Consider the following 23,601-nt stretch of genomic DNA (forward strand, 5'->3'; position numbering starts at 1 on the left):
TGTCCTTCGTATCGCGGGTCTGTGGGTTGGGCGCTCAGCGGGCGGCCGTCAGTCGGGGAGGGTGCGGCGGGCGGCGGCCAGCCGGCCGGCGATGCTGCCGTCGATCACCTCGCCGCCGACGCGCACGACCAGCCCGCCCAGCAGGCTGTCGTCCGGTTCGACCTGCAACGAGATCGGGCGGCCGTAGAGCCGGGTGAGCGCCTCGGTCAGTCGGCGTTCCTGGACGGCGGTCAGCGGCATCGGCGAACGGACGTGTGCGACGTAGCGGTCGCGACGGGCCGCGGCCAGCTCCGACAGCTCCTCGGCCGCCCGGTCCAGGCTGCGCCCCCGCGGGTAGCGCACGGTCTGCTCGAGCAGCCTCGCCGTGACCGGCGAGGCCTTGCCGGCGAGCACGCCCGAGAGCAGGCCGACCCGCTGGTCGGCCGCGGCGCTCTCGTCCGACAGCAGGGTGGCCAGCTGCGGCTCGCGGTCCAGGATGCGGCCGAACCGGAACAGCTGGTCCTCGACGTCATCGAGGCTGTTGTCCTTCTCCGCCGCCCCCAGCACCGAACGCCGGGCAAGCACCTCGACCGCCTCGGTGAGGTCCGACGGGCGTGACCAGCGCGAGGACACGAGGTCCGAGACCGCGTCCAGGGCCGGCTTGCCGACCTTGTCCGCGAGCAGCCGATCGGCCAGGCTGGAGCGTGCGGTCGCGGGGGTGGCCGGGTCGGCGAGGGCCCGGCGGAGCGTGGGCTCCCGGACCAACAGGCCCAGCACCGCGAACAGGTCGTCGCCCAGCCGGGTCAGATCCGCCGACCGGCCGGCGTCGATCGCCCGATCGAGCGTCCGCTCCGCCTCGGCCAACGACTCCCGGCTGGCGGACTGCAGCAGCACCGCCATCAGTTGCCCCCATTCCCGGCTGCCGCCGTCGGCGCAGCCGTCCGGTCGTCCCGCCCGACCATGCCCTCGAGCTCGTCGAGGAAGGTGTCGACGGACGCCGACCGGCTCGCGTCGTCGGACAGGTCCTGCACGACGATCCGTTCGGCCAGGTCCATGGACTGCCCGCCCAGCTCCCCGCGCAGCCGCCGGACCAGCAGGTCCCGCTGGGCCCCGAGCTGTTCCTCGCCGCGCCGGCGCATGCGCTCGACCTCGCGCTCGGCCTGCTCGACGAGCTCCTCGCGGATGCGGGTGGAGTCCGCCCTGGCGTCGTCGCGGATCCGGGCGGCCTCGTTGCGGGCGTCGGCGATGGCCGACTCCAGCTTCTGCTCCGCTTCCCGGTACTGCCCCGCCGCCGCCTCGGCCGCGTCCACCTGCTGTTGGATCGTGTCCTGGCGGGTCTTCACCATGTTCTGCACCGGGGGCAGCACGAAGCGGTAGAGCACCCAGAGCACGACCACGAAGCCGACCAGCTCGGCGATCAAGATGGCCATCAGCGCTTCCCCTCGCTCCCGGCCGGGGCCCGCTCGAGCTCGGCGAGGTAGCTGTCGACGGTGGAGCGGTGGGCCCCGTCGCCGGACAGCGGGCGCCCCAGCACCCGTCCGGCCAGCTGCGTGGACAGCCCGCCGATCTCGGCGCGCAGGCTGCGCACCGCCTCCTCGCGCTGGGCGGCCAGCTGCTCCTCGCCACGGCGGTGGATCTCGGCCACCTCGCGGTCGGTGTCCGCCCGCATCTCGTCCCGGATCTTCTGGGCGTCGGCGCGCGCCTCGTCCCGGATCCGGCCGGCCTCGCCCCGGGCCTCGGCGAGCGCCTTCTGGTAGCGCTGCTCCGCCTCCGCCAGCTTGCGCTGGGCGTTGTCCCGGTCCTCGGCCTGCTTGCGGTTCATCTCGTCACGGTCGGCCATCGCCTTGGTCAGCGGCGGCACGACGAAGCGGTAGAAGAAGAACAGGACGAGCAGGAAGATCACGAAGACGACGATGATCGTCGCGTTCGGTACGAGGAAGTTCGGCGGTGCGCCTTCTCCCGCCGCAGCCATCACTCTCGTCATGGGGTTCCGATCAGCCCGCGCCCAGCACGAACACGAACAGAGCCATGAATGCCAGGTTGATGAAGTACATGCCCTCGACGAGGCCGATGATCAGGAACATCGTGGTGTTCAGCCGGCCGGCGGCCTCGGGCTGGCGGGCCACCCCGTTGATGACCGCGGCGCCGGCCAGGCCGTCACCGATCGCCGCACCGATGGCGCCGCCGGCGAGGGCGATGCCACCGCCGACCATGGCGAGGCCCGTCAGCAGGCCCTCGGTGCCGCCTTGAGCAGCCTCCTGGGCCAGAACTGCAACGCTCATGACTCTCCTCTTTCCCGCGGAACCGCGTCCCGCGCGTCGTCTCTTGGGGAGCTTTCGAACTCGGTGCGCTAGTGCGCGTGCTCGTCCTCGCTGCCGATCGCCTCGCTGAAGTAGATCAAAGTCAGCAGCGTGAAGATCAGGGCCTGGATCACCCCGACGAACATGTCGAACAGCTTCCAGCCCGCGTTCGGCAGCCACAGGATGTACGGCGGCAGCAGCGCGATCACCGAGACCATGATCCCGCCGGCGAAGATGTTGCCGAACAGCCGCAGCGCCAGCGACGCCGGCCGGGACAGGTACTGGGTGATGAACTCGATCGGCGCCAGCGCGGCGTACGGCTTGGCCAGGTGGCCGAAGTGCCGGCCCGCGCCGTTGGCCCGGATGCCCGCCACGTTCACCCAGACCAGCACCATGAGGGCCATCGGGTAGACGAGGTTGACGTCCGCGGTCGGCGGCGGGACGTAGTGCTCCGACGGCAGCGCGGCCAGCCAGTTGCAGATGAGGATGAAGGCGAAGAGGGTGATACAGAGCCCGACGACGCCCCGCGGCACCCGCCGGCCCATGCCCTCGCGCACCTGGGTCTGCACCCACCCGGCGAGCGCCTCGAAGGCGATCTGCAGCCAGGACGGGCGGCCCTTGGTGGCGCGCCGTGCCATGTAGTAGCCGGCCCCGCACACGATGACACCGGCGATCAGCGTGCCGATGATGGTGTCGAGGTTGAACGTGAGCCCCAGGAACTCACCGGTCCAGTGCTCTCCGGGGGTGATCTCGCCCTCGGCGGCGAGCACGGCGGTGGGCACGGCGGTCATCTGTTACGGATCTCCTTGATCAGGGGAACCATCGAGCTCGCGACGGCGATGAGCTGGAACAGTGCGAGCCCGCCGAACACGGCGATCCCGGCCGGCCGGAAGAGCAGCGCGCAGCCGAACGCGATCACCGTGATGACCGCGAGCCGGGCGAGCACCGAACCGGAGAATCGGACCTTGGACGGTTGGGTACCGGCGAACCTGGCGACCGAGCGCACCGCGACGGCCAGGTTGGCCAACCCCAGCGCCATGCCGACCAGGCAGAACAGAGCGAACGGGGCGAGGCTCATGGGCACGAGCACCGCGAGGACCAGCACAGCGGCGACCCCGGCGGCGATCGCCGCTCGCCGGAACGTCGCACGGGTGACCGGCGGCGTGTACTCGGATGAATTCAGCACCATGCTGGCCTCACCCCTTTCCCGAATATCTCTCGAACAGCTTGTAGACATATAGCGACGCCGCTCCCACCCCGAGCAGTAGCCCGACCAGGGTGAAGACCGGGAAGGTTTCGAACGGCAAGTCGACGAGCCATCCCAGCCCGAGCCCTGCAGCGACGCACAGAGCCAGTGTGACCCCCATCGAGAGCAGGTCACCCAGCTCCGGCCCTTCGCCGGCCACGGGCTCTACTCGGCTGAGCCGAGGTCGCACCCTGCCCAGGTGTGAGCCTTCACCGCACCTAACTCCTCGATCAGAACGGGGAGGGCCTCTCATCCCGAAAGCCCGGTCGACACCCGACCAGGCCATCGACCGGCCCGCGAGACGGACGCTATCACAGCGTCAACGGATCTCTCGGATCGCCCTGACCTGCGCACACGACTGTCAGCCATGTCACTGTGCGTCGGATGTCCGATTCCCCAAGATCGCTTCGAGAAGTAGCTGCACCATCACACTGCGTTCACGGAATGGGCCTGCCGGCCGAACCGTTCTGCGCGCGCCTGCGCTCCCGCGGAACGGCCGTCGCGATGACCGCGACCAGCAGTCCCAGCCCGGTGGTCCACGCGGCCACGGTCACGTCGTCGAGCAGGGCGAGCGCGACCGCACCGAACGCCAGCACGCCGGCCCACAGGTAGATCAGCAGCACCGCGCGCCGCTGGCTGTGCCCGATCTCGAGCAGCCGGTGGTGCAGGTGCATCTTGTCCGGGGAGAAGGGCGACAGGCCCTTGCGCGTGCGCCGCACCACGGCCATGAGCAGGTCGAGCAGGGGCACGAACACCACGGCGGCCAGCACGATGAGCGGTGCGAACAGCGCCAGGACGTCCCTCGTGTCCGCGCCGATGATCGAGATCTTGCCCGACGCGCTCGTGGTGGCCGCGGCCAGCAGAACACCGATCAGCATGGAACCGGAGTCGCCCATGAAGATGCGCGCGGGATTGAAATTGTGCGGCAGGAACCCGAGGCACGCGCCCGCCAGCACGGCCGCGATCAAGGCCGGCGAGTACACCGAGGGGTCGTTGCCGACCCGGCCGACCAGCCCGATCGCGAACAGGCCCACGGCCGCCGCGGCGATCATCCCGACGCCTGCGGCGAGCCCGTCCAGCCCGTCGACGAAGTTCATGGCGTTCACCAGCGCCACCGTGAGCAGCACCGTGAGCAGCACGCCCTGCTCCTGGCCCAGCACCAGGAGCGAGCCGGACTCGTTCCAGTCCGAACCGCCCCACGGCACGAAGAAGACCGTCCACTGCACCCCGAAGATCACCAGGACGCCCGCGGCCGTGGTCTGGCCCGCGAACTTGGTGAGCGCGTCGAGGTCGTAGCGGTCGTCGAGCGCGCCGACGGCCGCGAGCAGCAGCGCGGCGAGCAACACCCCGCCCACCTCGGAGGCGTTGTTGTCGAACGCCAGCCGCAGGGCCGGGAGCTGGTAGGCCATCCCGACGCCCGCCAGCACACCGCCGAGCATGGCCAGGCCGCCCCAGCGCGGGGTCGGCGTGACGTGCACGTCGCGCTTGCGCGGCCACGCCACCGCACCGAGCCGCAGCGCGAGCACCCGCACCGGGCCGACCAGCAGGAACGTCACGACCGTGGCCGTCAGACCCGTGAGCAGGAACTCCCGGATCGGCAGGACGAGCGTGGGGACCGCCACGGCGAGCGAGCGTCAGGCGCGGGGGTACGCAGGGGCCCGCGCGACGAGCGTCGACACCGCGGTGGCCACCTCGGCCAGCTCCGCGTCGCCTCCCGGGGTGCCGTGCTCGGCCCGTACCGCGCGACCCAGCAGGGAGCCGACCTCGGCCATGTCCGTCTCCGTCATGCCCTGCGTGGTGACGCTCGGCGATCCGACGCGCAGGCCGGACGGCTTGAGCGGCGGGGCCGGGTCGTACGGGATGGAGTTCTTGTTCAGGGTGATGCGCGCGGCGTCGCAGCGGTTCTCGGCCTGGTCGCCGCTGACGCCGATCGGGCGCAGGTCGACGAGCGCGAGGTGGGTGTCGGTGCCACCGGACACCGGCCGCATGCCCTCCGCCTCGAGGGCCTTGGCCAGCGCCTGCGCGTTGGCGATCACCTGGCCCGCGTACGCCTGGTACTCCGGCTGCGCCGCCTCGCGCATGGCGACCGCCTTCGCGGCGACGGCGTGCATGAGCGGACCACCCTGCGAGAACGGGAACACGGCCTTGTCGATGGCCTTGGCGTGCTCCGCCTTCGCGAGGATCATGCCGCCGCGCGGGCCGCGCAGGACCTTGTGCGTGGTGGCCGTGACGACGTCGGCGAACGGAACCGGCGAGGGGATCGCCTTGCCTGCCACCAGGCCGATGAAGTGCGCCGCGTCGACCATGAGCTTGGCGCCCACCTCGTCGGCGATCTCGCGGAACAGGGCGAAGTCGATCAGCCGCGGGTACGCGGTGGCGCCGGCGATGATGAGCTTGGGGCGGTGTTCGAGGGCGAGGTCGCGCACCTGGTCGTAGTCGATCAGCTCGCTGTCCTCGCGCACCGTGTAGGACACGGCGTTGAACCACTTGCCGGAGAAGCTGACCTTGCTGCCGTGCGTGAGGTGCCCGCCCTGCTTGAGGTCCATCGCGAGCACGGTGTCGCCGGGCTTCGTGAACGCGGCGTAGACGGCGAAGTTGGCCGACGCGCCCGAGTGGGGCTGCAGGTTGACGTGATCGGCGTCGAACAGCCCCTTGGCCCGGGCGTTGCCGATCTCCTCGGCCCGGTCGACGACCTCGCAGCCGCCGTAGTAGCGCCGGCCCGGGTAGCCCTCGGCGTACTTGTTCGACAGCGTCGATCCCAGCGCCGCCAGCACGGCCGGGCTGGTGAGGTTCTCGCTGGCGATGAGCTGGAGGCCGCCCCGCAACCGGTCCAGCTCGTCGAGCACCACTCCCGCGATCTCCGGGTCCTGGTGCTGCAGCGCGGTGAAGTCCGGGCCCCAGAAGGGGGTGCTCTGCTCGCTCACGGTTGAACGGTACCCGCTGGGGGCCGCGACCCGTCCGGGCGTTACCAGAGCAACGATCTCATTTGTTGCCAGTGCTCTCAACGCATGACAGACTGCGCCGATGACCGCCGCCGGAGCCCGCGCCCGCGTGCGCGCCGAACTCACCCGCGAAATCGTCGAGGCCGCCCGTCGCCACCTCGCCACCGACGGGGCCACCGGGCTGTCGCTGCGCGCCGTCGCGCGCGAGCTGGGCATGGCGTCCTCGGCGGTGTACCGCTACTTCTCGAGCCGCGACGAGCTGCTCACCGCCCTCATCGTCGACGCGTACGACGCAATCGGCGCGGCCGCCGAGAAGGCGGAGGCCGCCGTCCCGCGGGCCGACCTGCGCGAACGCTGGCGGGCCACCTGCCGTGCGGCCAGGGTGTGGGCGGTGGCGCACCCGCACGAGTACGCCCTGATCTACGGCTCCCCGGTGCCCGGCTACGCCGCACCCGAGGCCACCATCGGTCCCGCGTCCCGCGTGGCCGTGCTGTTGTGCCGGGTGGTGGCCGACGGCGTCGCGGCGGGCACCGTCGACGCGACACCGGACGGGCCGGACGCGGGCGACGTGCTCACCCCGGGTGTCGCCGAGGGCCTCGGCCTGCCGGAACCACTCGCTCCCCGGATGGTCACGGCGTGGAGCAGCCTCTACGGGGCGATCAGCTTCGAGCTGTTCGGCCAGACCCACAACGTGGTCGCCGACCACGCCGCATACTTCGACACCACGGTCGAGCGCCTCGCCGACCTCGTGCCGCTCCCCTGAGCCGGCCGGGTCAGGCCGGGAGCACCTCTCGGCCCAGCACCTCGGCGACCGCCTCCGTGGTGACCGCGCCCTCGCGGAGGACGCGCGGCTCGTCGCCGGTCAGGTCGACGATCGTCGACGCCACCGGCTCGCCGGACGGCCCGCCGTCGAGGTAGGCCGCGACCTTCTCCCCGAGCTGCTCCTCCGCCTCCGCAGCCGACGCCGCGGGCGGCTTCCCGGAGACGTTCGCGCTGGACACCGCCATCGGGCCGACCTCGCGCAGCAGCTCCAGCGCCACCGGGTGCAACGGCATGCGGAGCATGACCGTGCCCTTGGTGGCGCCCAGGTCCCAGTTGAGCGACGGCGCGTGCGAGAGCACCAGCGACAGCCCGCCCGGCCAGAACGCCTCGATGAGGTCGCGCGCCGACTTCGGCACGCCGAGCACCAGGCCGTCGATCGTCGACCAGGAGCCGACGAGCACCGGGACGGGCATGTCCGGCCCGCGCTCCTTCGCGGTGAGCAGGCTGCGCACGGCCGGGGCGCTGAACGCGTCGCAGCCGATGCCGTAGACGGTGTCGGTGGGCAGCACCACGAGCCGCCCTGCCTTCACCGCCCGGGCCGCCGCAGCGAGCCCCTCCGCGCGCTGGTCCGGGACCGCGCAGTCGTACGTGGAAGCCACGGGGGGAGCCTATGCCGCGCGCCCACGCGCCCCTTCTCGGCCCGCACAACCCGTCGGCGGGCGCGGCAGTATCGGTTGTCCATGGTTGCCGTGACGACCATGGACAACCGATACCTGGGATCTTCCCGCCGGTGATCCGCAGTATCGGGTGCTCATCGTCGTAGCCGAAGCAATGGACAACCGATACTTCCGATCATGGTCGCCTCCGGCCCCGCGACGAGCTGCGGGGGCGGAGACGGGGTGCGTCAGGCCCGGTGGAGCGGGCGGCGGCGGGCGGTGGTGAAGCGGGGGCGCCCGGCCAGGTCGGGGTGGTCCTCGACGTCGGTGAGCACGCGGCGACGGTGCATCAGGGCGGGGACGGCCTCGCCGTGGGTGTCGTCGTGCTCGATCGCGAGCGCGCCGCCGTTGCGCAGCAGAGCGGCGGACGCCGAGACGACGGCCCGGATGATTTCCAGCCCGTCCGGACCCCCGAAGAGGGCCGCAGGCGGGTCCCAACCCGTGACCTCCGGCGGCAGCGGGGTGCCGTCGGGGACGTAGGGAGGGTTGCAGAGCACGAGGTCGACGTGGGTCTCGAGCTCGACGAGCAGGTCGGGCTCGCGCACGTCGGCGGCGTGCAGGATGACCGGGGTGCCACCCGCGGCGACGTGATCAGCGACGTTGCGGTGCGCGTAGGTCAGGGCGGCGGGGTCGAGCTCGACGGCGTGCACCACCGCGTCCGGGCGGCTCTTCGCGACCGCGAGGGCCAGCGCCGCGGTGCCCGTGCAGAGGTCGACGACCACCGGGGCGGCGACGTCGACGATCTCGTTCAACCCCCACTCGAGCAGGAGCTCCGTCTCGGGGCGCGGGGTGAACACGCCGGGACCGACCGCGACCTCCGCGGGGCCGAGCACCGCCGTGCCGAGCAGGTGCTGCAGCGGCTCGCGGGCGGCGCGGCGCTCGACGAGCCTGCGCAGGGCCTCCAGGGCGGGCGCGTCGACGAGCGGATGCATCATCAGCTTCCCCCGGTCGACGCCGACGACGTGAGCCGCTAGCATCTCCGCGTCCGCCCGGGGCGAGGCCACCCCGGCCCCGGCGAGCACCCGCTCGGCCTCGAGGATGGCCAGCCGCAGCGGTTCACGACTCACGACGAGCCTTTCGCGGATTGCAGCAAGGCCACTTCACGCGACCCCGTGGCATGAAAGTGGCTTTGCTGCAATCACGGGGCCTCACCTGCCCACGGCCTCCGCGCGGTCCGCCGCCTGCAGAGCGTCCACCACCCCGTCGAGGTCGCCGTCCAGCACCGACGAGAGGTTGTGGGCCTTGTAGCCCACGCGGTGGTCGGAGATGCGGTTCTCCGGGAAGTTGTAGGTGCGGATGCGCTCGGAGCGGTCGACGGTGCGCACCTGGGAGCGACGCTCCACGGACGCCTTCGCGGCCGCCTCCTCCTCGGCGAGGGCCTGCAGCCGGGAGCGCAGCACCTCCATGGCGCGGGCCCGGTTCTGCAGCTGGGAGCGCTCGTTCTGGCAGCTCACGACGATGCCGGTGGGCAGGTGCGTGATGCGGACGGCCGAGTCGGTGGTGTTGACGCTCTGCCCGCCGTGGCCGGAGGAGCGGAAGACGTCGATGCGCAGGTCGTTCTCGTCGACCTCGACGTCGGCGTCCTCGCCGGTGTCGGGGTAGACGAGCACGCCGGCGGCGGAGGTGTGGATGCGCCCCTGCGACTCGGTGACGGGCACCCGCTGCACGCGGTGCACCCCGCCCTCGAACTTCAGGGCCGACCAGACGCCGTCGGCGACGGGTGCGCGCGAGCGCACGGAGACGGTGACGTCCTTGTAGCCGCCGAGGTCGGAGGCCACCGAGTCGATGATCTGGGTGGACCAGCCGCGGTGCTCGGCGTACCGCAGGTACATGCGGGCGAGATCCCCGGCGAAGAGCGCCGACTCCTCGCCGCCCTCCCCCGACTTGATCTCGAGGATGACGTCGTCGGAGTCGTGCGGGTCGCGGGGTACGAGCAGCTCGGCGAGCCGCCGCTCGAGCGCGGGGATCTTCTCCGCCAGCTCGTCGGCCTCGGCGGCGAACGAGGAGTCCTCCGCCGCGAGCTCACGAGCGGTGGCCAGGTCGCCGCGGGCGGCGGTCAGCTCCTGCGCCACCGCGACGATCGGCCCGATCTCGGAGTACCGCCTGCCCAGCTTGCGGGCGGTGGCGGGGTCGGCGTGCACGGACGGGTCGGCGAGCCGCAGCTCCAGCTCGGCGTGCTCGGCGAGCACCGCTTCGACGGCCGGTGCTGTCATGGCAGCTCCTCCTCCCCTGGTCAGGACACGACAAACCCCCATCGCGGAAACCGCCGAGAACGATCGGCCACCGAGACGGGGGTCCGGGGGCTTGCCCCTGGCTGGGGGTGTGGGGGGCTCGGCCCCCCACAGTGACGCGATGATCGACGACCGGCGAGCGCGTTCCGCGAGCAGACCACGCCCGCCCGATCGAGCCCTACTTCTTGCCGGCCCGCTTGCCGTAGCGCGCCTCGAAGCGGGCGACGCGCCCGCCGGAGTCGAGGATCCGCTGCTTGCCGGTGTAGAACGGGTGGCACGCCGAGCAGGTTTCGACCGTCATCTTGCCGCTGGTCTTGGTGCTGCGGGTGGTGAACGAGTTGCCGCAACCGCAGACGACCTGCGTCTCGACGTACTCGGGGTGGATGCCTGAACGCACGTTGGTTCCTCTCGAAGTGGCGCCGGGTCCCCGCGACGGCGGGGTGAACCGGAACCGGAGCGTGACGTCCCATTCAACCACCCGGGCCGCCCGCGGATTCCCGCGGGCGGCCCGGGTGTGGGACGGGTGGGTCAGTCGTTGTCGGTGCCGGGGGTGCTCTTCGCGACCTGCATCAGGAACTCGATGTTGGTGCGCGTCTTGCGGAGCTGGGTGAGCAGCAGGTCGATGGCCTGCTGGTCGTCCAGGGCCGAGAGGACCCGGCGCAGCTTCACCATCACCCCGTACTCGTCGGGCGACATCAGCAGCTCGTCCTTGCGGGTGCTGGAGTCGCCGACGTCGATGGCCGGGAAGACCCGCTTGTCGGCGATCTTGCGGTCGAGCTTGAGCTCGGCGTTGCCGGTGCCCTTGAACTCTTCGAAGATCACCGTGTCCATCGTGGACCCGGTCTCGACGAGCGCCGTGGCGAAGATCGTCAGCGAGCCGCCGTCCTCGATGTTGCGCGCGGCGCCGAGGAAGCGCTTGGGCGGGTACAGCGCGGTGGAGTCGACACCACCGGACAGGATCCGGCCCGACGCGGGCGCGGCCAGGTTGTAGGCCCGGCCGAGGCGCGTGATGTTGTCGAGCAGCACGACCACGTCGTGGCCCAGCTCGACCAGGCGCTTCGCCCGCTCGATCGACAGCTCCGCGACCGTGGTGTGGTCGGTCGGCGGCCGGTCGAACGTGGAGGCGATGACCTCGCCCTTCACCGACCGCTGCATGTCGGTGACCTCCTCCGGCCGCTCGTCGACGAGGACGACCATGAGGTGGCATTCGGGGTTGTTCGTGGTGATCGCGTTGGCGATGTTCTGCATGATCGTGGTCTTGCCCGCCTTCGGCGGCGACACGATCAGCGCACGCTGGCCCTTGCCCACCGGCATGACCAGGTCGATCACGCGCGTGGTGAGCTTGTGCGGCTCGGTCTCCAGGCGCAGCCGCTCGTTGGGGTAGAGCGGGGTGAGCTTGGTGAACTCCGGCCGCTGCTTCGACGTCTCCGGGTCCTGCCCGTTGATCGCGTCGACGCGGACCAGCGGGTTGAACTTCTGCCGCGACTGCTCGCCCTCGCGGGGCTCGCGCACGGCGCCGGTGATGGCGTCGCCACGGCGCAGGCCGTACTTGCGGACCATCGACAGCGACACGTAGACGTCCGTGGGGCCGGACAGGTAGCCGGTGGTGCGGACGAACGCGTAGTTGTCGAGGATGTCGACGATGCCGGCGACCGGCAGCAGCACGTCGCCGTCGCGCACCTCGGTGTCGACGTTGCCCTGACCGCCGCCGCTGCTGCTGCTGCCGCGGTCGCGGTCGCGGCCCCGGCGACGGTCGCGGAACCGGCGGCCGCGCCGGCCCCGGCCCTCACCATCGTCGTCATCGTCGTCCGGCCGGTTGTCGCGGGGGCCGCGCGAGTCGGAGCGGTTGTCGGCACGGTTGTCCGGACGGTCACCGCGGTTGTCGCGGTCACCACGGTTGTCCCGGTTGTCCCGGTTGCCGTCCCGGTTGTCGCGGTTCCCGTCGCGGTTGTCACGGTCACCGCGGTTGTCGCGGTTGCCGTCGCGCCCGCCACGGTCACGGCCGCTCTCCCGGTCGCCGCGGTCACCACGGCCGCTCTCGCGGCGGGTGTCGGGGCGCGCGTCGCCGCCGTCGCTCTGCCGTTCCTCGGCGGGCGCGGTGCTCGGCGCGGTGCTCGTGGCCTCCGCCGGCTGCGGGGCCTGCTCGGCCTGCTGCTCGGCGCGGTTGCGCCGGCTCTGCCGTGAGCGCCGGGTGGGCGCAGCGGTTTCGGTGGGCTCGGCCGCGGGGGCGGCTCCGTTCTCGGCCGCGGGTGCGGACTCGGTGGCCGGAGCGGGCTCGGCGGCGGGCGGGGCGGCGGGCGCGGCATCGGCCGCGGCGGCACCGTTCACGGTGGACGTCCCGGGCTGGGACGTGGCGGACGGCGCACCGGCCGGCCGGGACGCGGCCCGGCGGCGTCGGGTGGGGGCCGCCGCGGGGGCGGCTTCGGCAGCGGGGGCGGCCGGCGCGGCCTCGGCTGCGGGGGCGGCCTCGGCGGCCGGAGCGGAGCCGTTGACGGCAGGCGCCTCGGTGTTCGCCGGGGCGGCGGGCTCCGCACCGGTGCCCGGGAGGGTCTGCTGGGCCGGGGCGGAGCGCTTGCGGCTCGGCGGCGCACCCTGCTTCTCCTTGATGGCGGCGATCAGATCGCCCTTCCGCATCCCGGCGATGTCCGGGATGTTCAGCTCGCCGGCCAGCTGGCGAAGCTCCGCCAGCACCATGCCGGTGAGGCCGCCGCGCTTTCGAGGGGCGGGCACAGCCTCGGTGCTGACGAGATCGGTCTCGCTCACAGATGTCCTTCCTGACCGACCGGGCATCCAGCCCTGGTCAGCGGGATTCACACACTCGCCCGGACGGTGTGCCGGACGACATGTCGGTCAACGGGTCGCGGGAACAGCGGCCGCCCCGACAGCAATGGTGGCGATCGTCGCGACGCTCCTGGGAAGAGGCCGCTCGGGTCGGAACCGGTCTGGCTCGGTGGATCTTGGAGGATTCCGGCCGAGTGGCCACGCGGATGCCGCGTGGATCGCCGTTGCGGTGCCGAGCGTAGACGGTCCGCCCTGATCGCGGCAACAACCCCCTGTCATGGCGCGCCGGTTGGACGAAGATCAGCCGATCTCGACCGTCGCACCCGTCTCGTCGACGGGCAGCGCGTGGGCGGTGAACCCGTGCAGGTCCAGGTCCGGGGGCAGGATGCCGTCGGCGGTGAGGGCCAGCACGGTGGGACCGGCGCCCGAGATCGCGGCCGGAATGCCGCGGTCACGCAGCGTGCCGACCAGGTCGGCCGACAGCGGATAGGCCGGGCGCCGGTAGTTCTGGTGGAGCCGGTCCTCGGTGGCCGGCAACAGCAGCTCGGGGCGCTGGGTGAAGGCCAGCACGGCGAGCGCGGTGCGGCTGCCGGTGAAGGCCGCGTCGACCAGCGGCACGCGGTCGGGCAACAGCCCGCGCGTGGTGCTGGTGAGCGATTCAGTTCCCGCGACGAGTGCGACCGGGTGGATGCCCGGATGCAACTCGAGGCGTACAGCGCTGAACCGCTGCGCGGTATTCCCGCCGGCGTCCCACGCGATGACGAACCCGCCGAGCAGGCTGGCCGCCGCATTGTCCGCGTGACCCTCCATACCGGCCGCGACCTGCAGGATGGTGTCCCGCTCCAGCTCGGCGTCCCGCCCGGCCAGCACCACGGCCGCCGTGGCACCCGCCACCGCGGCGGCCGCCGAGCTGCCCAGCCCCCGCGAGTGCGGGATCGCGTTGTGGCAGCGCATGCGGATACCGGGCGGGGCATCCCCGACGACGTCCCATGCCGTGCGCATCGCCCTGGCCACGAGGTGCGCCTCGTCGCACGGGACGCGCCCCGCGCCCTCGCCGGTCACCTCGATCGCGATGCCGTCGGACGCCACCGCCACCTCGACCGAGTCGTGGAGGCCGAGGGCGAGCCCGAGCGTGTCGAAGCCGGGCCCGAGGTTCGCCGACGAGCCCGGCACCCGCAGCCGGACCTCGCGGGGCCGCCCCATCAGCCCAGTTCCAGCGCCGCGGCGACGGCGCCCGGGTCGATCGGCACCACGGTGGGCTCGGGCGCCGCGAGCAGTGCCGTGTCCGGGTCCTTCAGGCCGTGGCCCGTGACGGTGCACACGACGAGCGAGCCGCGGGGCAACGTGCCGTCCGCGGCGGACTGCAGCAGCCCGGCGACGCTCGCGGCCGACGCGGGCTCGACGAACACGCCCTCGCGCGCCGAGAGGAGCCGGTATGCGGAGAGGATCTCGTCGTCGGTGACGGCGGCGAAGCGGCCGTCGGACTCGTCGCGGGCCTTCATGGCGCCCGCCCACGAGGCCGGCGCGCCGATCCGGATCGCGGTGGCGATGGTCTCCGGCGCCACCACCGGCTCGCCGTGCACGAGCGGCGCGGCGCCCGCGGCCTGGAACCCGAACATCCGCGGCGGCGTGTGGATCAGCCCGTCGGCGAGGTAGGCGCGGTATCCCTGCCAGTACGCGGTGATGTTGCCCGCGTTGCCCACCGGCAGGCAGTGCACGTCGGGGGCGCGGCCGAGCTCGTCGCAGATCTCGTACGCCGCGCTCGCCTGGCCGGCGATCCGGGTGGGGTTCACGGAGTTGACGAGCGCGGCGACCGGGTAGTCGGCCGTGGTCTTGCGCGCGAGCTCGAGGCAGTCGTCGAAGTTGCCGTCGATCTGCAGGATCCGGGCGCCGTGCGCCACGGCCTGCGCCAGCTTGCCGAGCGCGATCTTGCCCCTCGGCACGAGGACGGCGCAGGTCATCCCCGCGCGCGTCGCATAGGCGGCGGCGGAGGCGGAGGTGTTGCCGGTGGACGCGCACAGCACGCCCTGCTTCCCCTCGGCGAGCGCGTGCGTGACCGCCATCGTCATCCCGCGGTCCTTGAACGACCCCGTGGGGTTCGCGCCGTCGACCTTCAGGAGGACCTCGCAGCCGGTGGCCGCGGACAGGTGTGGCGCGGGCAGCAACGGCGTGCCGCCCTCGCCGAGCGTGACGACGGTCCAGCCCTCCTGGACCGGCATCCGCTCCCGGTAGGCCTCGATCACCCCCGGCCAGCGGGTGAGCTTCTGCGCGGCGGTCATCCCGCAACTCCCTTCCGGCCCAGGTCCTCGACCCGAAGCACGCTGTGGACACCGTGCACGACGTCGAGCCCGGCCAGCACCTCAACCGTGGCGGCGAGCGCCGCCTCCGGCGCCCGGTGCGTCACGACGACGATCCGCGCGGAGGCGTTGCCGTCGCCCTCGCCCGTCTGCCGGGCCGCGGCGATGCTGACGCCGTGGCGGGCGAACTCGCCGGTGATCGTCGACAGCACGCCGGCGCGGTCGGCGACCTCGAGGCTGACGTGGTAGCGCGTGCGCAGCGTGCCCATCGGCCGGACCGGCAGGCTCGCGTACGCCGACTCCCGCGGCCCGCGCCCGCCGAGCACCCGGTTGCGGGCCACCGCGACGAGGTCGCCGAGCACGGCGCTCGCCGTGGGCGCGCCACCCGCGCCCTGCCCGTAGAACATCAGCTGACCCGCGGCCTCGGCCTCGACGAACACGGCGTTGAAGGCCCCGTCGACGGCCGCGAGCGGGTGTGCGGCGGGGATCATCGCGGGGTACACGCGCGCCGAGACCGACTCGGGCGTCGACTCCTCGCCGGGTGTCCGCTCGCAGATCGCCAGCAGCTTGATCACGCAGCCCATCGCCGACGCGGCCGCGATGTCCCCCGCGGTGACCGCGCGGATGCCCTCGCAGTGCACGTCGGCCGCTGTGACGCGGGTGTGGAAGGCCAGCGACGCGAGGATCGCCGCCTTGGACGCCGCGTCGTAGCCGTCGACGTCGGCACTCGGGTCGGCCTCGGCGTAGCCCAGCCGCGTGGCCTCCTCGAGCGCGTCGGCGTAGCTCGCCCCGGAGGCGGCCATCGCGGACAGGATGAAGTTCGTGGTGCCGTTCACGATGCCGGCGACGCGCATGATCCGGTCCCCGGCCAGCGACTCGCGCAGCGGGCGCAGCAGCGGGATCGCGCCCGCGACGGAGGCCTCGTAGTAGAGGTCGGCCCCCGAGGCGTCGGCGGCCTCGGCGAGCGCGGCGCCGTCCTCGGCGAGCAGCGCCTTGTTGGCGGTGACCACCGACTTCCCGGCCTTCAGCGCCTCCAGCAGCAGCGCGCGCGCCGGCTCGATGCCGCCGATCACCTCGACGACCACGTCCACGTCGTCGCGGGTGACCAGGCCGGACGCGTCGGCGGTGATCAGGTCGCCGAGGTCGGCGTGCTTGTGCCGGCGGCGCACGGCCACCCCGGCCAGCTCGAGTGGGGCACCGGCGCGGGCTGCCAGCTCGCCGGCCTGCTCGTGCAGCAGCCGCACGACCTCCCGGCCGACGGTGCCACAGCCCAGCATCGCCACGCGGATCGGTTTCACGCCCCGATCCTCGCTGGTGCGCACTCGCGAGCGGCACCCCGGGTGGGCGGCCTCACGACGAGACCTCCAGCCGGAACTGGTCCTCGAGCGTCTCCCGGCGCAGCAGGGGCCGCGCCTCGCCGTCGCGCACGGCCACCACCGCGGGCCGCGGCAGGCGGTTGTAGGAGCTCGCCATCGAGTAGCAGTAGGCGCCGGTGGCGGCCACCGCCAGCAGGTCGCCGGGGGCGAGGTCGGCGGGCAGCCAGCAGTCGCGCACCACGACGTCGCCGCTCTCGCAGTGCTTGCCGACCACCCGCGAGAGCACCGCGTCGCCGCTCCCGTCGCGCTCGGACGACCGCGAGGCGAGCCGGCAGTCGTACACCGCGTCGTAGAGCGCGGTGCGGATGTTGTCGCTCATGCCGCCGTCGACGCTCACGTACCGCCGCGCCGACGCCCCACCCAGCGGCACGTCCTTGAGCGTGCCCACGGCGTACAGCGTGATGCCGGCCGGTCCGGCGATCGCCCGGCCCGGCTCCACCGCGATGTGCGGCACGACCAGGTCCTCGGCGTGGCACTCCCGCTTGACGATCGAGCGCAGCTCCTCGGCCAGCTCCGGCACGTCGACCGGGGTTTCGTCGGCGCGGTAGGCGATGCCGAACCCGCCGCCGAGGTCGAGGGTGGTGAGCGCCGCCACGGCGTCGCCGCCGTGCTCCTTGTGCAGCCGCGCGAGGAACCGCACGACGCGGTGGGCCGCCACCTCGAAGCCCTCGGTGTCGAAGATCTGGCTGCCGATGTGGCTGTGCAGGCCCACGAGCGCCAGCCCGCCGGCCGCGAGCACCCGCCGCACGGCCTCGGCGGCCGCGCTCGCCTCACCACCGGAGATCGAGAAGCCGAACTTCTGGTCCTCGTGGGCGGTGGCGATGAACTCGTGCGTGTGCGCCTCGACGCCCACCGTCAGCCGGACCATCACCGGCACGACGACGCCGCGCTCGCGCGCCACCGCGTCCAGCCGGGCGATCTCGTGGAACGAGTCGAGCACGACCCGGCCCACCCCCGCCTCCACGGCGGCCACGAGCTCGTCGATCGACTTGTTGTTGCCGTGCAGCGCGATCCGCTCCGGCGGGAACCCGGCGCGCAGCGCGACGGCCAGCTCGCCGCCGCTCGCGACGTCCAGGGAGAGGCCCTCATCGGCGACCCAGCGCGCCACCTCGGTGCACAGGAACGCCTTCGCCGCATAGTGCACCGCCTCCGCCCCGAACGCGGCGGCGAACTCGGCCGCGCGGGAGCGGAAGTCGGCCTCGTCGATCACGAAGAGCGGGGTGCCGTAGCGCTCGGCGAGGTCGCGGACGTCGACGCCCGCGACCTCCAGCGCGCCGCCCGCACCGCGGGCCGCGCTCCGCGGCCAGACGGCGGGCGCGAGCTCGTCGAGCCCGGCGGCGTCCTGCGGGCGGAGCCCCGCGGTCTCCGGGGGTACCGAGATGCCGGCGTGCAGCGGGCCGGCGGGGTGCGCGTTCACATCCGCTCCGGAGCCGAGACACCCAGCAGCCCGAGGCCGTTGGCGAGGACCTGGCGCGCGGCGACGCAGAGCGCGAGGCGGGCGCGGTGCAGGTCGCTGACCTCCTCGTCGCCCATCGGCAGCACGCGGCACGTGTCGTAGAACTTGTGGTAGGCGCTCGCCAGCTGTTCGAGGTAGCGGGCCACCCGGTGCGGCTCGCGCAGCTCGGCGGCGGCCGCCACGACGCCGGGGAACTCACCGATCGTGCGGATCAGGTCGCCCTCGCGCGGGTGCTCCAGCAGGCCGTAGTCCTCGCCCGGCTCGACGCCCAGGTCGGCGGCGTTGCGGGCGAGCGACGCCAGCCGGGCGTGCGCGTACTGCACGTAGAAGACCGGGTTGTCGTTCGAGCGCTTGACGAGCAGGTCGAGATCGATGTCGAGCGGCGAGTCGGCCGACGAGCGCACCAGCGAGTACCGCGCCGCGTCGACGCCGACGGCCTCGACCAGGTCGTCCATCGTGACCGTGTTGCCCGCGCGCTTGCTCATCCGCACCGGCTTGCCGTCCTTGACGAGGTTGACCAGCTGCCCGATCAGCACCTCGACCACGCCCGGGTCGTCGCCGAAGGCCGCGGCCGCCGCCTTGAGCCGGCCGACGTAGCCGTGGTGGTCGGCGCCGAGCATGTAGATGCACAGGTCGAAGCCGCGCGAGCGCTTGTCGAGCAGGTAGGCCAGGTCACCCGCGATGTAGGCCGGGTTGCCGTCGCTCTTGATGACCGGGCGGTCCTTGTCGTCGCCGAAGTCCTTGGAGCGCAGCCACCACGCGCCGTCGGCGAAGTAGAGGGCGCCGGAGTCCTTCAGCCGCTGGACGGCCGCGTCGACCGCGCCCGACTCGTGCAGCGACTGCTCGTGGAAGAACACGTCGAAGTCGGTGCCGAAGTCGTGCAGCGTGCTCTTGATGCTGTCGAACATCCGCCCGACGCCCACGCGCCGGAACGCCTCGTCCCGCTCGGCGTCGGGCAGGTCCAGCACACCCGGTTCCGCCGCCACGACCTGCTGGGCGACCTCCCCGATGTACGCGCCGGCATATCCGTTCTCCGGGGTCGGCCGACCCTGGGCGGCCGCCACCAGGGACCCGACGAACCGGTCGATCTGGGCGCCCGCGTCGTTGAAGTAGTACTCGCGCGTGACCTTGGCTCCCCGCGCCGTCAGCACGCGGCCCAGCGCGTCGCCGACCGCCGCCCAGCGGGTGGCACCCATGTGCAGCGGGCCCGTCGGGTTGGCGGAGACGAACTCCAGGTTGACGTTGCGCCCCGCGTAGTCGTCGCCGGTGCCGTAGCCCTCGGCCGCCGCGACCACGTTCCCGACGACCGCGCCCTGCGCGTCGGCGGCCAGCCGGAGGTTGATGAACCCCGGCCCGGCCACCTCGGCGCCGGCCACGCCCGCACGCCCGGCCAGCTCCTCGGCCAGCCAGCCCGCGAGGTCCCGCGGGGAGACACCGGCCTTCTTCGCGGTGCGCATGGCCACGTTGGTGGCGTAGTCGCCGTGCTCGGGGTTGCGCGGCCGCTCCACGGTGACGTCCGCGGGCAGCGCCGTCAGGTCCAGGCCGCGTCGCGTCAGCACGTCGGACGCAGCGGCACGGACCAGTTCGGCAAGCACGTCGGGAGTCACCAGTCAAGTTTAGGCAGGTGCGCTCACGGGTTTCTCATGCGCCGCACCTACACTGCGTTCTCGCAAGGGGCCGTCGGAGTGACGGGTGCGACGCCCCGATTCCGAGGTCTGGACGGTTCATGGTCAGCGGTAAGACGAGCAAGGCCGCACGCAAGTCCCGCCCGACGGTGGTCGTCCAGAAGTCCACCCCGTGGGGACTCATCGCGGCCGTCGTCGTCGTCGCGCTCTTCGCCGGCGTCGTCTTCGGTTACGCGTTCATGCGCGGCCAGGAGAACGAGGCGCAGGCCAACGCCATGGCGCCGTTCACGCCCACCGCGGAGAAGCAGGACCCGTCCACGCAGATCCCCGGCGTGCAGGTCCAGCCGTACGAGGGCGGGCTGCACGTCGACCGGACCACCCACGTCGCCTACACCCACGCCCCGCCGATGGGCGGCGCCCACGACTACAGCTGGGCCACCTGCACCGGCGTCGTCTACCCGGAGGCCATCCGCAGCGAGAACGCGGTGCACTCGATGGAGCACGGCTCCATCTGGATCGCCTACAACCCGGACCAGGTCACCGGGCCCGCGCTGGACACGCTGCGCAGCAAGGTGGAGGGCCAGCCCTACATGCTGATGTCCCCCTTCCCCGGACTCGACCAGCCGATCTCGCTGCAGTCCTGGGGCCACCAGCTCAAGCTGGCCGACGCGAACGACCCGCGGATCGACCAGTTCATCACCGCCCTGCGGCTGAACCAGTACCAGTACCCGGAGCCCGGCGCGAGCTGCAACGAGATCGGCCCGCAGGAGGGCGGCTTCCAGCAGGACAGCCCGCCACCGTTCGAACCGGCCCCGGCTCCCGGCTCGCCGGGCGCGTACCCGGAGACCGCCGGCCAGCCGACACCGGACGGGGCCGCACCGGGCGGCATGGCGCCGGGCGGGGCCGCCCCGGCACCGGCACCGGCCCCCGGTTCGTGATGGCTGTGAGCACCTCCACAGCACCGGCCGAGGCAGGGCAGCCCGCCCCGCAGGAGGCCCGCTGGATCCGTCCCGTCCTGGCCGTCGTCGCCGTCGTCGGGCTGCTGCTGCTCGGGGCCGCCGGCGGGCTGCTCATCAGCGGCGTCCCCGGCTCGGGCGCGCCCGCCGTCCCCGCCGTCGACTCGGTGGACGTCGGGTTCGCCCAGGACATGACCGTGCACCACGAGCAGGCTGTGACGATGGCCTCGTGGGAGCGCGACCACACCAGCGACCCCTACGTCCACCAGATCGCCTCCGACATCGCGGCCACCCAGACCTCCCAGATCGGCCGCATGCAGGGGTGGCTGGAGCTGTGGGGCGCCCCGTCGCTGCCGACGGGCGGCAAGCACATGGCCTGGATGACCGAGCCGACGCACATGCACTCCCCCATGCCCGCGGGCGGCGTCGCCACCATGCCTGGCATGGCCGACGACCAGGAGCTCACCGCCCTGCGCGCCGCCACCGGCCCCCAGCTCGACGTCCTCTTCCTGCAGCTCATGCTCCGCCACCACCAGGGCGGCGCCGGCATGCTCGAGTACAGCGCCCAGCACGCCGCCGTGCCGCAGGTCCGCAACCTCGCCTCGCAGATGCTCCGTTCCCAGACCACCGAGGCCGACTACCTGCGCCAGCTGCTCACCGAACGCGGGGGGCAACCCCTGCCGCTCTAGATCCGGGCGTGCGCTAGGGTTGCTCCATCGCACGGCCCCCGTAGCTCAGGGGATAGAGCACCGCCCTCCGGAGGCGGGAGCGCAGGTTCGAATCCTGCCGGGGGCACTCGATTGGCCGATGTCTGCTCGCGGAGAGCGCGAGCAGACATCGAGTGTTCGTGCCTTCTGGGGGCCAAGCCCCCAGACCCCCTGCCGGAGGGGCTCCGCCCCCCGGACCCCCCAACCTCGCGCCGCCCGGGGGACCATCACTTGACCACGAGAATCGGCCTCTCACCTGTACGAGCTGGGCGAGGGGCCGATCTTGTCATGTCCGCCTGTCGCCAGCCTTGACCGGCCGTGGGCGGCCGTCTACGCCCAATACGCGCCCAAGTTCGCCGGTACGGCCGCCCCAGGTGCCCGAGCGCCTGCTCAACTCGGCGACGCGCGATCGCGTCCGGAGGGCGACCAGCGGGATCCCACAGTCATCCGAGGCGCCGTAGCGCTGTCTCGACAGCGACCTCGACCCGGGAAGTCATGCCGGGCACATCGACGGGACGGCGCCCAGCGACCTGACTGCAGATCCACTTCGGGCCGCTATCGTCATGGTGCAGCAGGGCATACAGGTCCCACCACGGATCGAGAGTCACCCCGGCGATCGACTCGTAGAGCGACCGAAGCTGCTCCGACCACTCGGGCGAGTAGAGCGCCGCCAAGTATCGCCGACAGTGCCCGACGTCAATCGCGCGCGCCCCGCGATGGATGGAGTTCCAGTCGGTCAGCCCAGTAATCCTCCCGCGCGACCACAGCATGTTGACAGGCAGGAGATCGCAGTGCAGAAAGACGGCAGTGTCCTTTGGCGGCGGCGCCGTCATGACACCAAACGCCGCCTTCCACACAGCCGGCTTCGGTGCGTCGATGGGTACCTGGAACCCACCAAGAGGAGCGATCCAAGAATCCTTCCAAGGTCTGAATATCTTCGCGGGGAGATCGAGGGAATGCAGTAATACAGCAATCTCCGCGATCCTCGTCATCCACGACCGAGGCTCCGCCGGACTGAGGTGAACATGCCCCTGCAACCGTGTCATCAGCAACGATGGCGCGCCCCCCGTCGAAGCACCGGCAACATCAGTAGCCAGGATGCCCGGAACCGGGAGCCCGCTTCCCGCCACCACACCAAGGTTGGCGATCTCCTTCTCCAAACTCCCCTGCAGGCCAAGCCCGCCCGGGTACTGCCGCAGTACGACGAACGTTCGCATTCCACGTCGCTCGACAGTCAACCGATTCACAGCGGAGCAGACGCCACCGGTCAATCGGCGATAGCCGACGATGCGACTGCCCCGACCCATCGACGCCGCAACCCAGGCGAGAGTCTCCACGGAGGGCCGACGCCGTATGAACCCGCCATCCCTCCAGTCGCCGTCGGTCACGAGCGCGAGCCTATTCGTCAGGGGCCAGCGGCGATAGGGGTTTTCGATGAGTGAGCTTCCGAACTCCAGTCGATTCCGATACACGAACCCGTCGCCAGGAAAGCCGGCCTCCCGAGTCGGGAGCGCAGGTTCGAATCCTGCCGGGGCACCATCACGGTGACCACACGAAACGGCCCCTCACTGCTGGAACAGGTTGGGGGCCGACCTTGTCGCGTCCTGACCGGCTCGTGGTGACAGCAGCGGCGGTCGGTCGGGGATCGGCTTCGGGGACTGCTCGACCCGCCGATCCCACCGCGCCCGCTGTGCGGCTTACGGCTCCGCCTCCTGGAGGAACCGCACGAGCAGTCCCGTGAGCGCGGTCCGCTCGGCCGGCTCGAGGTGGGCGAGCAGCCCCTCGCTGGTCCGGCGGGCGGACTTCTCGGCGGCGCGGAAGACCTCCCGGCCGCGGTCGGTCAGCTCGACCGCACGCAGCCGCCGGTCCCCGGGGACCGGGCGGCGCACCGCGAGCTCCCGGGCCTCGAGGTCGTCGACGATTCGCATCATCGACACCCGATCGCTTCCCACGCGCTCCACCAGGTCCCGCTGGGTCTGCGGCCCGTCGCCGGCGAGGATCAGGAGCACGCCGAAGTGGCGGCCCTCGATCCCCAGCGGGGCCAGCGCACCGGCGAACGCCCGGGCGGCCCGGCTGTGGGCCCGGCGCAGCAGCTGTCCCACGGCGTAGGGCGGGAGCTCATCGGGCACCGGCGCGGCGCTCATGGCAGCACCCTAGCTCAACCGGTACTGCTTCACATGTAGCAGTTACATGTGTAACAATCTCCGCGCCGACCTGATGAGGAGAT

The 23,601-nt window shown here is 72.3% G+C and carries 24 protein-coding genes and 2 tRNA genes; 5 read left to right on the forward strand and 21 right to left on the reverse strand.

The genetic code is table 11. The features are described 5' to 3' along the window. Positions 1-48: 48 nt before the first annotated feature. The 9 genes from ACU436_RS08705 to ACU436_RS08745 all read right to left on the reverse strand — a co-directional run bounded on the left by ACU436_RS08705 (position 49) and on the right by ACU436_RS08745 (position 6,449). Positions 49-879: a F0F1 ATP synthase subunit delta gene (locus ACU436_RS08705; RefSeq protein WP_459023418.1), complete on the reverse strand. Its 831-nt coding sequence runs from the start codon at positions 877-879 to the stop codon at positions 49-51. After that, entirely contained in the window at positions 879-1,409 is a 531-nt protein-coding gene (gene atpF, locus ACU436_RS08710) for a F0F1 ATP synthase subunit B (RefSeq protein ID WP_459023420.1), read from the reverse strand. The genes ACU436_RS08705 and atpF overlap by 1 nt, the downstream gene beginning before the upstream one ends. After that, positions 1,409-1,963: a F0F1 ATP synthase subunit B gene (locus ACU436_RS08715; protein ID WP_459023422.1), complete on the reverse strand. Its 555-nt coding sequence runs from the start codon at positions 1,961-1,963 to the stop codon at positions 1,409-1,411. The genes atpF and ACU436_RS08715 overlap by 1 nt, the downstream gene beginning before the upstream one ends. 10 nt (positions 1,964-1,973) lie before the next feature. Continuing rightward, complete coding sequence (gene atpE, locus ACU436_RS08720) at positions 1,974-2,261, reverse strand: ATP synthase F0 subunit C (RefSeq protein ID WP_459023424.1); 288 nt, start codon at positions 2,259-2,261, stop codon at positions 1,974-1,976. A 68-nt stretch (positions 2,262-2,329) separates the two neighbouring features. Then, entirely contained in the window at positions 2,330-3,070 is a 741-nt protein-coding gene (gene atpB / locus ACU436_RS08725) for a F0F1 ATP synthase subunit A (RefSeq protein ID WP_459023426.1), read from the reverse strand. Continuing rightward, the gene (locus ACU436_RS08730) at positions 3,067-3,468 is read right to left on the reverse strand and encodes a hypothetical protein (RefSeq protein ID WP_459023428.1); all 402 of its coding nucleotides are present in this window, start codon (positions 3,466-3,468) and stop codon (positions 3,067-3,069) included. Before ACU436_RS08730 ends, atpB begins: the two co-directional genes overlap by 4 nt. 7 nt (positions 3,469-3,475) lie before the next feature. After that, the gene (locus ACU436_RS08735; protein WP_459023430.1) at positions 3,476-3,685 is read right to left on the reverse strand and encodes an AtpZ/AtpI family protein; all 210 of its coding nucleotides are present in this window, start codon (positions 3,683-3,685) and stop codon (positions 3,476-3,478) included. 277 nt (positions 3,686-3,962) lie between these two features. Then, positions 3,963-5,147, reverse strand: a complete 1,185-nt coding sequence (locus ACU436_RS08740; RefSeq protein ID WP_459023432.1) for a glycosyltransferase family 4 protein — start codon at positions 5,145-5,147, stop codon at positions 3,963-3,965. A gap of 12 nt (positions 5,148-5,159) precedes the next feature. Continuing rightward, a complete protein-coding gene (locus ACU436_RS08745; protein ID WP_459023434.1) occupies positions 5,160-6,449 on the reverse strand; it encodes a serine hydroxymethyltransferase in 1,290 nt (429 codons plus the stop codon). Between the two features lie 100 nt (positions 6,450-6,549). Here ACU436_RS08745 and ACU436_RS08750 point away from each other — a divergent pair, with 100 nt between their 5' ends. Beyond that, positions 6,550-7,230, forward strand: a complete 681-nt coding sequence (locus ACU436_RS08750; protein ID WP_459023435.1) for a TetR/AcrR family transcriptional regulator — start codon at positions 6,550-6,552, stop codon at positions 7,228-7,230. Positions 7,231-7,240: 10 nt separating this feature from the next. On the opposite strand, the gene ACU436_RS08755 is transcribed toward ACU436_RS08750, so the two are convergent. The 10 genes from ACU436_RS08755 to argS all read right to left on the reverse strand — a co-directional run bounded on the left by ACU436_RS08755 (position 7,241) and on the right by argS (position 19,693). Beyond that, entirely contained in the window at positions 7,241-7,888 is a 648-nt protein-coding gene (locus ACU436_RS08755) for an L-threonylcarbamoyladenylate synthase (protein WP_459023437.1), read from the reverse strand. A gap of 245 nt (positions 7,889-8,133) precedes the next feature. Beyond that, positions 8,134-9,012, reverse strand: a complete 879-nt coding sequence (gene prmC, locus ACU436_RS08760; RefSeq protein WP_459023439.1) for a peptide chain release factor N(5)-glutamine methyltransferase — start codon at positions 9,010-9,012, stop codon at positions 8,134-8,136. Between the two features lie 81 nt (positions 9,013-9,093). Continuing rightward, positions 9,094-10,158, reverse strand: coding sequence for a peptide chain release factor 1 (gene prfA, locus ACU436_RS08765; protein ID WP_459023441.1), 1,065 nt, complete (start codon positions 10,156-10,158; stop codon positions 9,094-9,096). A 196-nt stretch (positions 10,159-10,354) separates the two neighbouring features. Beyond that, the gene (rpmE, locus tag ACU436_RS08770) at positions 10,355-10,573 is read right to left on the reverse strand and encodes a 50S ribosomal protein L31 (protein ID WP_094923524.1); all 219 of its coding nucleotides are present in this window, start codon (positions 10,571-10,573) and stop codon (positions 10,355-10,357) included. A gap of 131 nt (positions 10,574-10,704) precedes the next feature. After that, entirely contained in the window at positions 10,705-12,939 is a 2,235-nt protein-coding gene (rho, locus tag ACU436_RS08775) for a transcription termination factor Rho (RefSeq protein WP_459023442.1), read from the reverse strand. A 318-nt stretch (positions 12,940-13,257) separates the two neighbouring features. Beyond that, the gene (gene thrB / locus ACU436_RS08780; protein WP_459023444.1) at positions 13,258-14,160 is read right to left on the reverse strand and encodes a homoserine kinase; all 903 of its coding nucleotides are present in this window, start codon (positions 14,158-14,160) and stop codon (positions 13,258-13,260) included. Continuing rightward, positions 14,160-15,236, reverse strand: a complete 1,077-nt coding sequence (thrC, locus tag ACU436_RS08785) for a threonine synthase (RefSeq protein ID WP_459023445.1) — start codon at positions 15,234-15,236, stop codon at positions 14,160-14,162. The genes thrB and thrC overlap by 1 nt, the downstream gene beginning before the upstream one ends. Beyond that, a complete protein-coding gene (locus ACU436_RS08790; protein ID WP_459023447.1) occupies positions 15,233-16,552 on the reverse strand; it encodes a homoserine dehydrogenase in 1,320 nt (439 codons plus the stop codon). The genes thrC and ACU436_RS08790 overlap by 4 nt, the downstream gene beginning before the upstream one ends. 52 nt (positions 16,553-16,604) lie before the next feature. Continuing rightward, on the reverse strand, positions 16,605-18,047 hold the full coding sequence (gene lysA, locus ACU436_RS08795) for a diaminopimelate decarboxylase (protein WP_459023449.1): 1,443 nt from the start codon (positions 18,045-18,047) through the stop codon (positions 16,605-16,607). After that, positions 18,044-19,693 carry an arginine--tRNA ligase gene (gene argS, locus ACU436_RS08800; protein WP_459023451.1) on the reverse strand — a complete coding sequence of 550 codons (1,650 nt, stop codon included), beginning with the start codon at positions 19,691-19,693 and terminating at the stop codon, positions 18,044-18,046. The genes lysA and argS overlap by 4 nt, the downstream gene beginning before the upstream one ends. Before the next feature lie 119 nt (positions 19,694-19,812). Between argS and ACU436_RS08805 the strand changes: the two genes are divergently transcribed. The 3 genes from ACU436_RS08805 to ACU436_RS08815 all read left to right on the forward strand — a co-directional run bounded on the left by ACU436_RS08805 (position 19,813) and on the right by ACU436_RS08815 (position 21,462). Further along, positions 19,813-20,649, forward strand: coding sequence for a DUF3105 domain-containing protein (locus tag ACU436_RS08805; protein ID WP_459023453.1), 837 nt, complete (start codon positions 19,813-19,815; stop codon positions 20,647-20,649). 5 nt (positions 20,650-20,654) lie between these two features. Further along, a complete protein-coding gene (locus tag ACU436_RS08810; protein WP_459023455.1) occupies positions 20,655-21,356 on the forward strand; it encodes a DUF305 domain-containing protein in 702 nt (233 codons plus the stop codon). Positions 21,357-21,390: 34 nt separating this feature from the next. Next, positions 21,391-21,462, forward strand: a tRNA-Arg gene (locus ACU436_RS08815). A gap of 355 nt (positions 21,463-21,817) precedes the next feature. On the opposite strand, the gene ACU436_RS08820 is transcribed toward ACU436_RS08815, so the two are convergent. Then, positions 21,818-22,762, reverse strand: coding sequence for a phosphotransferase family protein (locus tag ACU436_RS08820; RefSeq protein ID WP_459023457.1), 945 nt, complete (start codon positions 22,760-22,762; stop codon positions 21,818-21,820). Between the two features lie 84 nt (positions 22,763-22,846). Between ACU436_RS08820 and ACU436_RS08825 the strand changes: the two genes are divergently transcribed. After that, a tRNA-Ser gene (locus ACU436_RS08825) sits at positions 22,847-22,913 on the forward strand. 158 nt (positions 22,914-23,071) lie between these two features. Here ACU436_RS08825 and ACU436_RS08830 read toward each other — a convergent pair. Beyond that, the gene (locus tag ACU436_RS08830) at positions 23,072-23,518 is read right to left on the reverse strand and encodes a MarR family winged helix-turn-helix transcriptional regulator (RefSeq protein WP_459023459.1); all 447 of its coding nucleotides are present in this window, start codon (positions 23,516-23,518) and stop codon (positions 23,072-23,074) included. Between the last annotated feature and the right edge of the window lie 83 nt (positions 23,519-23,601).

Source organism: Pseudonocardia wallangbongensis (assembly GCF_054486945.1).

What these genes read in the sequence shown, in the direction of transcription:
- ACU436_RS08750 (WP_459023435.1), top strand. Translation starts at nt 6,550, where the DNA reads ATGACCGCCGCCGGAGCCCGCGCCCGCGTGCGCGCCGAACTCACCCGC.
- ACU436_RS08715 (WP_459023422.1), bottom strand. Translation starts at nt 1,963, where the DNA reads ATGACGAGAGTGATGGCTGCGGCGGGAGAAGGCGCACCGCCGAACTTC.
- atpF (WP_459023420.1), bottom strand. Translation starts at nt 1,409, where the DNA reads ATGGCCATCTTGATCGCCGAGCTGGTCGGCTTCGTGGTCGTGCTCTGG.
- thrC (WP_459023445.1), bottom strand. Translation starts at nt 15,236, where the DNA reads ATGACCGCCGCGCAGAAGCTCACCCGCTGGCCGGGGGTGATCGAGGCC.
- ACU436_RS08705 (WP_459023418.1), bottom strand. Translation starts at nt 879, where the DNA reads ATGGCGGTGCTGCTGCAGTCCGCCAGCCGGGAGTCGTTGGCCGAGGCG.
- prfA (WP_459023441.1), bottom strand. Translation starts at nt 10,158, where the DNA reads ATGACAGCACCGGCCGTCGAAGCGGTGCTCGCCGAGCACGCCGAGCTG.
- atpE (WP_459023424.1), bottom strand. Translation starts at nt 2,261, where the DNA reads ATGAGCGTTGCAGTTCTGGCCCAGGAGGCTGCTCAAGGCGGCACCGAG.
- atpB (WP_459023426.1), bottom strand. Translation starts at nt 3,070, where the DNA reads ATGACCGCCGTGCCCACCGCCGTGCTCGCCGCCGAGGGCGAGATCACC.
- thrB (WP_459023444.1), bottom strand. Translation starts at nt 14,160, where the DNA reads ATGGGGCGGCCCCGCGAGGTCCGGCTGCGGGTGCCGGGCTCGTCGGCG.
- ACU436_RS08805 (WP_459023453.1), top strand. Translation starts at nt 19,813, where the DNA reads ATGGTCAGCGGTAAGACGAGCAAGGCCGCACGCAAGTCCCGCCCGACG.
- ACU436_RS08730 (WP_459023428.1), bottom strand. Translation starts at nt 3,468, where the DNA reads ATGGTGCTGAATTCATCCGAGTACACGCCGCCGGTCACCCGTGCGACG.
- ACU436_RS08830 (WP_459023459.1), bottom strand. Translation starts at nt 23,518, where the DNA reads ATGAGCGCCGCGCCGGTGCCCGATGAGCTCCCGCCCTACGCCGTGGGA.